The organism is Campylobacter concisus, assembly GCF_902460625.1.
Classification (GTDB): Bacteria; Campylobacterota; Campylobacteria; order Campylobacterales; family Campylobacteraceae; genus Campylobacter_A; species Campylobacter_A concisus_AD.
On record NZ_CABPUT010000002.1, the window covers coordinates 232157 to 239353 of the forward strand.

Consider the following 7197-nt stretch of genomic DNA (forward strand, 5'->3'; position numbering starts at 1 on the left):
AGCTCTTTGTTCTCAAGTTTGTATGAGTTGTCGCATTTAGCGGCTAGGTCGTTGTCGTGAGTAACTAGAACAAGGGCAGCGTTATTTTCATTTATATAGTCAAATAAAACTTGCATCACTTCATTTGCCGTCTGCTTATCAAGGTTGCCCGTTGGCTCGTCTGCAAAGATGATCTTTGGCTTCTTGGTAAGTACTCTAGCGATACTTACGCGTTGCTGCTGACCACCACTTAGCTCGCCAACTTTTTGATTTATTACATTTGAAATTTTAAGTGCTTCAAGATCATTTTTTTCTATATTTTCGCCAGATAAGATGCTTGCAAGCTCTATATTTTCATAAGCACTAAAACCTTTAAAAAGGTAGTGCGACTGGAAAATGATACCAAAATGAAGCCTTCTAATAGCCAAAAGTTCGTTTTGAGAAAGCTCATAGATCGATCTATCTTGATAGATAACCTCACCAAAATTTGGTTTTAAAAGTGTTGAAAGTATGTGTAAAAGTGTTGATTTGCCACAACCACTAACGCCGGTTATCGCGATGCTTTGTTTTTGATTGAGAGTTAAATTTATATTATTAAAGAGCGTATAATCATACGCAAAGCCTAGATTAGACGCTCTTAAAATTTCCATTAGCCTATTTGAGCAGCAACTTCTGCAGCAAAGTCATCTACTTTTTTCTCTAAGCCTTCGCCAAGTTCAAAACGAACGTATTTTACGATCTCGATCTTGCCACCAAGCTCTTTGCTTTTTTCTTCAATAACTTGTTCAATAGTCTTTTTATCGTCCATTACATAAAACTGGCCTAAAAGTGTGAGGCGTTGGTCAAGCACTGTGTTATCAGCATAAAATCTCTCGATCTTACCAGGGATGATCTTGTCCCAAATTTTCTCAGGTTTGCCCTCAGCTTTTAGCTCTTCTTCGATCGCTTTTGTAGCTTTTGCAAGCTCTGCCTCGCCTATCTGGCAGCGGCTAGCATACTCAGGGATGTGATGAAGTGGCTTGCCTAAGCGTTTTAGCTCTTCATTTTCTTTTTCAAGCTCAGCACGAAGTGCGATAAATTCTTTCTCAACAAAATCTTTATCAAGGTCTTTGTAGCTTATAACGCTTGGCTTCATAGCAGCTGCATGCATACATAAATTTCTTATAAAATCAGCTGCTTTATTTGCAACTTCTGCGCTTTCGCAAGCTGCACCGATAAGTACACCAACACGACCATTTGAGTGAACATAGCCATTTACCACGCCTTTATCATCAGCAATAATAGTCTCAAAGCGGCGCACTACAAGATTTTCACCGATAGTTGCGATCTGAGTTTTGAAATAATCTTCAAATTTAACACCATTTAAAGTGCTCGCATTTAGCTCTTCAACTGTTTTTATGCCGCTTGATTGGATGTGAGCTGTTGCGTCTTTTGCAAGTGCTTGAAACTGTGGGTTTCTAGCAACAAAGTCAGTCTCAGAGTTGATCTCACTGATAGTTGCTTTTTTGCATTTTGAGCAAACTTCAACACTTACCAAGCCTTCGCTTGCAAGGCGGTCAGCCTTTTTAGCAGCTTGGCCTAGGCCTTTTTCACGAAGGATGTCAACAGCTTTTTCCATGTCACCATTTGCTTCGCCAAGTGCCTTTTTGCAGTCCATCATGCCAGCTCCGGTTGATTCGCGGAGCTCTTTTACCATTTGTGCAGTTATTTCCATTACTCTTCGTCCTCGCCAAAGTCTTCTTCACTCATAGCCTCAGCTACAACTGCATCTTTCTCATCTTGGCTTACTTCTTCGCCAGCAGCTTGCTCGCCACCATCTTGCTCAAGAAGTGATTTGCCTTCGTTGATCGCTTCAGCCATCTCTTGGCAGAAAAGCTGAACAGAGCGGATAGCATCGTCATTTCCTGGGATCGGATAGTCGACAACATCAGGATCGCAGTTTGTATCAATAGGTGCTACAACTGGAATTTTTAGGCGGTTTGCCTCTTGAACAGCGATTTTTTCTTTAACTGTATCAACAACAAATATCATATCAGGTAGGCTTTTCATATTGCGGATACCACCAAGAGTTGCGATAAGCTTCTCTTTTTTGCGGCGAAGCATTAAAGCCTCTTTTTTAGTTAACAAATTTATCGAACCATCTTCTTCCATAGTTTCGATAACTTCTAGCTTGCGGATAGACTGGCGGATAGTACCAAAGTTTGTCATCATACCACCTAACCAGCGGTGATTTACATAAGGCATTCCACATTTTTCAGCGTACTCTTTGATAGCATCGATAGCTTGTTTTTTAGTACCAACAAATAGCACTGACTTACCTTCAGCAGCTGCGTCACGAACAATGTTGTAAGTGTAGCGGAAGTAGCGGATAGTCTTTTGTAGATCTATAATGTAGATACCTTTTCTCTCGCCAAAGATAAATTTTTTCATCTTTGGATTCCAGCGGCGTGTTTGGTGACCAAAATGTACGCCACACTCTAATAAATCTCTCATAGTTACCATGAGTTTCTCCTTGTTTTAGGCATTTTGCCTTGAATTTAGTTTTATCCTCCACGACCATTAATGCTTTCGCACAACCAAATTTAGGATTGTCGTGTGTGAAATAAAGGGGGATTATACTTAAAGTAATATGAATTTAAACTAAAGTTTATTTACTTAATTGTGAGTCTTCTTCAATTTTTATTAATTTAGCAAAAATTTCTGCCATTGCTTGCCTTTTTTCGGATGAAATTTCAAGCTTCTTGACATTTAAAAGAATGCTTACAAACTCCTCGTTTTGTAGCGTTTCTACGCCAAATTTTCTTGCATTTGTAGTGATTTTTAGCACAAGAGGATTTTTTGATTTAAAGTTTTCGTAAGGCATTCTTTCTCTACTTTCAAAATTACAAAGCGATTATAAAAATTTATAATAAATTAGGACTCAAATTTATATCAAACTTTTATTCTTTTATCTCAAAACTAAGTGTCGTTTTTAACGTCTCTTTATCACACTTCGTAGCATCTGGATAAAGTCTTTCATAAATCACCTCAAATACCCAAAACCCTGGTCTTAGAGCTAACACTTCAGTGATGCCTTGCTCATCTGTCATACCGTAAAATGCATGCTTATGGTCTAAAAATCCAGCAAAAGTACCAGTTAGTTTAGCTCGCTTTAGCGGCTTTCCATCAGTAAAAACCTGCAATTTAAAAGGCTTATCCACTCTAAAATCCGCTGGGTTTTGTAGCGGTACGATCTCGATTTTAACTCCAATAGGTTTAGTTACGAAGCCATCTATTTCACCTAAATTTAAGACTCTCTTAGATGTTATCGTCATCAGCCGGCAAATCTGTATATCACTTAGATCCTTTAGATCAAGCTTAGTTTTGTCTATTAGCCACTTGCCATCACTACGCTTTTTAAGCGAATACATAGGATTTTGCTGTGCTAGTAAGATATATGTGCCTTTGTCTAATCTTTCGCCCTCGTAGCGGTAGTTCTCGCCACTTTGTGTAAGCTTCTTTTTGCTACCATCTTTACTTATTACAGTAATTGGCGCAAAAAGATGGACGCGTTCGGCCATAATAGGCTCTAGCTTTGGAAAATCATCGCTATAACCCATATTTGCGATAAATTTTCCTAGCTTTTCATCATTAGCTCCATCTACCCAAAACATGTGTGCTTGCACCATATAAAAGGCTCCTGTTGACATAATGGCAGTCAAAATTCTACCTATTTTCATGATTTTCCTTATTGTTATTTTTGAGATTTGTTGTCAAATTGTAGCTAAAAATTATTATATTTAGCCATTTTTTAGATCAAATTAAATATCAAAACATTCAATACAATTTAGCTGGCAAATTTTAACAGGCAAGCAATGAAGCTAAAAATTTGCTTTTATTTTTTAGTATTTATCGATGTAGCTCTATTCATCACAAACCCACAAAAACGCCCGGTCCTACTCTGTTTGCGGTATGAGAATAATTCATCTCTCTCAAAAGTGCAACGAGGATCTAGCGATATTTGCTCTACTCCGAGCTTAGCAAATTCGTCTAATAAAGCTACGTTTATATCAAATTTTCCATCTTTTTTGTATCGGTTAAATTCACCAAGATCTAGCTTGCCTACTTCGTAGTTTTGCACTTTGATATTTGCGCCTATAAACACGCGTAAATTACTAGCGCGGCAGCCAAACTCGCTCATCATCAGTCCTACCGTATTTGTACAAATTTTACTAGTAACACCTGCGCGTCCCGCATGCACAGCTGCGACTACACCAAGATGTTCATCTATTATCAAAACAGGCGCACAGTCTGCGACTAAGACGCAAAGTGCTACGCCTTTTAGTGATGTTATTACGCCATCGCATGGGGGTAGGGTATCGTTAAAACCTTGCAAAATTTCCACTCTATTTGAGTGGATCTGGCTCATAAATTTTAAATTAATAGGCATAATGCCAAGCGCCGTTGCTAAAATTTCACGATTTTGTGCGACCTTTAGTGGATCATCGCCAACATGATCTGCTAAATTTAAGCTCTCAAAAGCTCCCTCGCTCACACCGCCAAATCTATTTGTAAAGCCGGCTAATACGCCATTTTTATCAAAGACGATCTCTAAATTTTCACGCATTTTATCCACCTAATAAAGGCTAGAAATTCGCTCAACATCATCCCAGCTAAGGCCACTATCTTGCTTGCAAAAAAGCTGCCTAGCTACGTATCGAGCCAAAAGATCGCTTTCGATATTTACGCGCCTGCCGACCTTGAAAGTGTCAAAAAGACTATCTCTAAAAGTGATTGGTATGATTGTAAGCCTTATACCCTTTGGCAAAATCTCATTTATGGTTAGACTCACGCCCTCAACACCCACCGAACCTTTATTTGACATCAAGCTCATAGCATCGCGCGGCAAGTCGATGTAAAAATCAACCCCATTCTCATTCTTTTTGATATTTGAAATTTTACCGATAAAATCGATATGTCCTTGCATCAAATGCCCATCCACGCGCTCGCCAAGCTTCATCGCAGGCTCTATATGCACCAAGCCACTTAAATTTTCAACCGCGATATTTGCCCTACTCTCTGCGCTTAGCTCCACACTAAAGCCATCTTCATGTAGTTTTATTACACTCAGGCAAGCACCATTTACAGCAATGCTATCGCCCAAATTTGGACGAAAATTTGTCTTTAGCCTTAAAATATTTTGTGAATAACTAACAACCTGTGCGATCTCACGGATCAATCCATTAAACATATTTTGCCTTTAAAATTTTTAAGGATTTTACTAAATTTTGCCTAAATTTGGGCATTACCATCTTTGATTATTTTATATATTTAAGTAGTTAGTGGTAGAAATGGCAGTGAAATTTTGGCAATCGCACTAAAAATGTTAGTAAAAATTTATTGTGTAACCCTAGTATAAAATTTCCCTATAAATTCTAATTTTTATCTTTTATAAATTCGGCAGCCTTAGCTCGTCTGCAAAACTAGCCACGTCTTGCTAAAATCGTGCGCCAAAAGATCATCCCTCTTTATCCACAGATAAATTCTGCCCTCTCCGTCCCAGTCCATATCGCCCTCATCATCACTATCTATCTGTAAAAGTAGTTGCCACTGGGCAACATTTTTCTCAAATTCCGCTATTCTTGGGTGGTGATAAGCGCTACCATCACCACAACTAAGTCCATTTGCAGCCAGCTCACACTCTAGCTCCATGCCATCTTGGGCATTATCGGAGTGCCCAAGGAGCTTATTTTCTTTAGCCTGCCAGCTTGGCTCAATAACCTCATGATAGGCCTCCCACTCAGCCTCACTAATTTTACTAAATGGCACAATTGAGCTTTGTAAATTTGGCAAATTTATCTCATTTTTAAAGCTAAGCAAGCGTGTGTTAAACGTAGAATTTTCTCCCTCTAAGCTCTCCGCTCTCCTACGAGAAAGCAGTCCATTATTTACATCAGAAAAGATCACTGCAAAGCCGTCTTTATCGGCAGGATCATAGCCCCAAGTACGCAAATTTCTATCATAAAAGAGATAGAGCATTCCGCTTTTTGGCAGTAGTGAGTCAATGTCAAATTTGCTAGCTTCAGCAAAATTTATCTGTGCCACAAAACTCAAAGCGCCGTTTTCATTTGACGGCCACGGTAAACTGTCTGGCAGATCTGGCAAGCCACCGAATTTAGACGCTCCAACGGCGATATCATTGTCATTTTTAGCTTGCGTATCTATCCTTATGGCATTTCTTGCTAGTGGCGATAAAAGCTTAAAAAGTTCATCCAGTCCACGCTCTTTACAACCTTTAGAAATTTTTGCAATATCCATATTTTCCTCTTTAACAAGCATCAACGTATATATGATACTTCTTACAATGCAAACAACGAAACAAATATCCAGCAATATCGCCAGCTTTAACAAGATGTTCACGTAGCATTTTATCGTCATATTCAGCTCTTTTTGTGTAGTCCTCAAAGACCTCGTCTGCTATACCCATTTCTTCAAGCTCTCTTGTACCAACGTCACCTAAAAATTCGCAATAATCATCACAACAAACTATCCAATGCTCGCCCTGCCAGCTCTCGTAGCCCGGGGTTCTTCTAAAGAGTTCGTCATCCTTTTTAGCATCACTTGTATTTAGTTTGTCAGCATCTTGCACAAATGTTGCGTCAAATTTCTTAGCAGCCTTACCACTAGAAATACAAGTAGGACAAAGATACGAAATATCTTGCTCGCAATAAATGCTACCGTTATAATAGACTTCAGTATCTTTGCCACAACACTCACACACTATGTTCATATCATCTTTAAATGCACCGGTTCTTAAAGGATTAGGATGGTAGATAAATTTTGGTAACGTGATGGCTTTGTCTTTTTGAGCTAAAATTTGACCTCTACTTTTTGGGCGAGGTAGTGCCCATCTATCATTTTCGTCAATGAATTGCTCTAGATAGCCAAGTGTCTTTAGCTGTTTTTTATCACTTTTGTCATGTATTTTTAAAAGTAAGTCGTAAGCACTCTTTCTCATAGATAAAAGCTGATAAACATCTACTAAAACATACTTTGCGCAAATGTCATCACAATTTTCCAACTCTTCTTTAAACTGATAGAGTGCCTCAATGCTAGAAGCATTGCCATTATTTTTATAATATTCTTTTGAAAGAGTGATATATTTTTCTTGAAATTTATTCATTAATACTCTTTATGTAGATTTGACATTAACAATTTTAGTGTTTAAATCTTAAAGAT

The 7197-nt window shown here is 38.4% G+C and carries 9 protein-coding genes; all 9 read right to left on the reverse strand.

Features of this window, described 5'->3' with window-relative positions; translation table 11 throughout:
* Positions 1 to 629, reverse strand: a 629-nt coding sequence (locus tag F3G69_RS01560) for an ABC transporter ATP-binding protein (RefSeq protein ID WP_149714271.1), incomplete at its 3' end; no start/stop codon positions are given.
* Entirely contained in the window at positions 629 to 1693 is a 1065-nt protein-coding gene (tsf, locus tag F3G69_RS01565; protein WP_084109562.1) for a translation elongation factor Ts, read from the reverse strand. The genes tsf and F3G69_RS01560, both read right to left, overlap by 1 nt.
* Entirely contained in the window at positions 1693 to 2481 is a 789-nt protein-coding gene (gene rpsB, locus F3G69_RS01570) for a 30S ribosomal protein S2 (RefSeq protein ID WP_002941277.1), read from the reverse strand. The genes tsf and rpsB overlap by 1 nt, the downstream gene beginning before the upstream one ends.
* Before the next feature lie 145 nt (positions 2482 to 2626).
* Positions 2627 to 2842, reverse strand: a complete 216-nt coding sequence (locus tag F3G69_RS01575) for an acetyltransferase (RefSeq protein WP_107953168.1) — start codon at positions 2840 to 2842, stop codon at positions 2627 to 2629.
* Positions 2843 to 2918: 76 nt separating this feature from the next.
* Positions 2919 to 3698, reverse strand: a complete 780-nt coding sequence (locus F3G69_RS01580; protein WP_149714211.1) for a DUF4198 domain-containing protein — start codon at positions 3696 to 3698, stop codon at positions 2919 to 2921.
* A 155-nt stretch (positions 3699 to 3853) separates the two neighbouring features.
* Entirely contained in the window at positions 3854 to 4585 is a 732-nt protein-coding gene (gene pgeF, locus F3G69_RS01585; RefSeq protein WP_149714212.1) for a peptidoglycan editing factor PgeF, read from the reverse strand.
* A 9-nt stretch (positions 4586 to 4594) separates the two neighbouring features.
* The gene (locus F3G69_RS01590; RefSeq protein WP_149714213.1) at positions 4595 to 5209 is read right to left on the reverse strand and encodes a riboflavin synthase; all 615 of its coding nucleotides are present in this window, start codon (positions 5207 to 5209) and stop codon (positions 4595 to 4597) included.
* 215 nt (positions 5210 to 5424) lie between these two features.
* Positions 5425 to 6276: a YwqG family protein gene (locus F3G69_RS01595; protein ID WP_149714214.1), complete on the reverse strand. Its 852-nt coding sequence runs from the start codon at positions 6274 to 6276 to the stop codon at positions 5425 to 5427.
* 10 nt (positions 6277 to 6286) lie between these two features.
* A complete protein-coding gene (locus F3G69_RS01600; RefSeq protein WP_149714215.1) occupies positions 6287 to 7141 on the reverse strand; it encodes a CbrC family protein in 855 nt (284 codons plus the stop codon).
* Positions 7142 to 7197 lie beyond the last annotated feature (56 nt).

What these genes read in the sequence shown, in the direction of transcription:
- tsf (WP_084109562.1), bottom strand. Translation starts at nt 1,693, where the DNA reads ATGGAAATAACTGCACAAATGGTAAAAGAGCTCCGCGAATCAACCGGA.
- rpsB (WP_002941277.1), bottom strand. Translation starts at nt 2,481, where the DNA reads ATGGTAACTATGAGAGATTTATTAGAGTGTGGCGTACATTTTGGTCAC.
- F3G69_RS01575 (WP_107953168.1), bottom strand. Translation starts at nt 2,842, where the DNA reads ATGCCTTACGAAAACTTTAAATCAAAAAATCCTCTTGTGCTAAAAATC.
- F3G69_RS01580 (WP_149714211.1), bottom strand. Translation starts at nt 3,698, where the DNA reads ATGAAAATAGGTAGAATTTTGACTGCCATTATGTCAACAGGAGCCTTT.
- pgeF (WP_149714212.1), bottom strand. Translation starts at nt 4,585, where the DNA reads ATGCGTGAAAATTTAGAGATCGTCTTTGATAAAAATGGCGTATTAGCC.
- F3G69_RS01590 (WP_149714213.1), bottom strand. Translation starts at nt 5,209, where the DNA reads ATGTTTAATGGATTGATCCGTGAGATCGCACAGGTTGTTAGTTATTCA.
- F3G69_RS01595 (WP_149714214.1), bottom strand. Translation starts at nt 6,276, where the DNA reads ATGGATATTGCAAAAATTTCTAAAGGTTGTAAAGAGCGTGGACTGGAT.
- F3G69_RS01600 (WP_149714215.1), bottom strand. Translation starts at nt 7,141, where the DNA reads ATGAATAAATTTCAAGAAAAATATATCACTCTTTCAAAAGAATATTAT.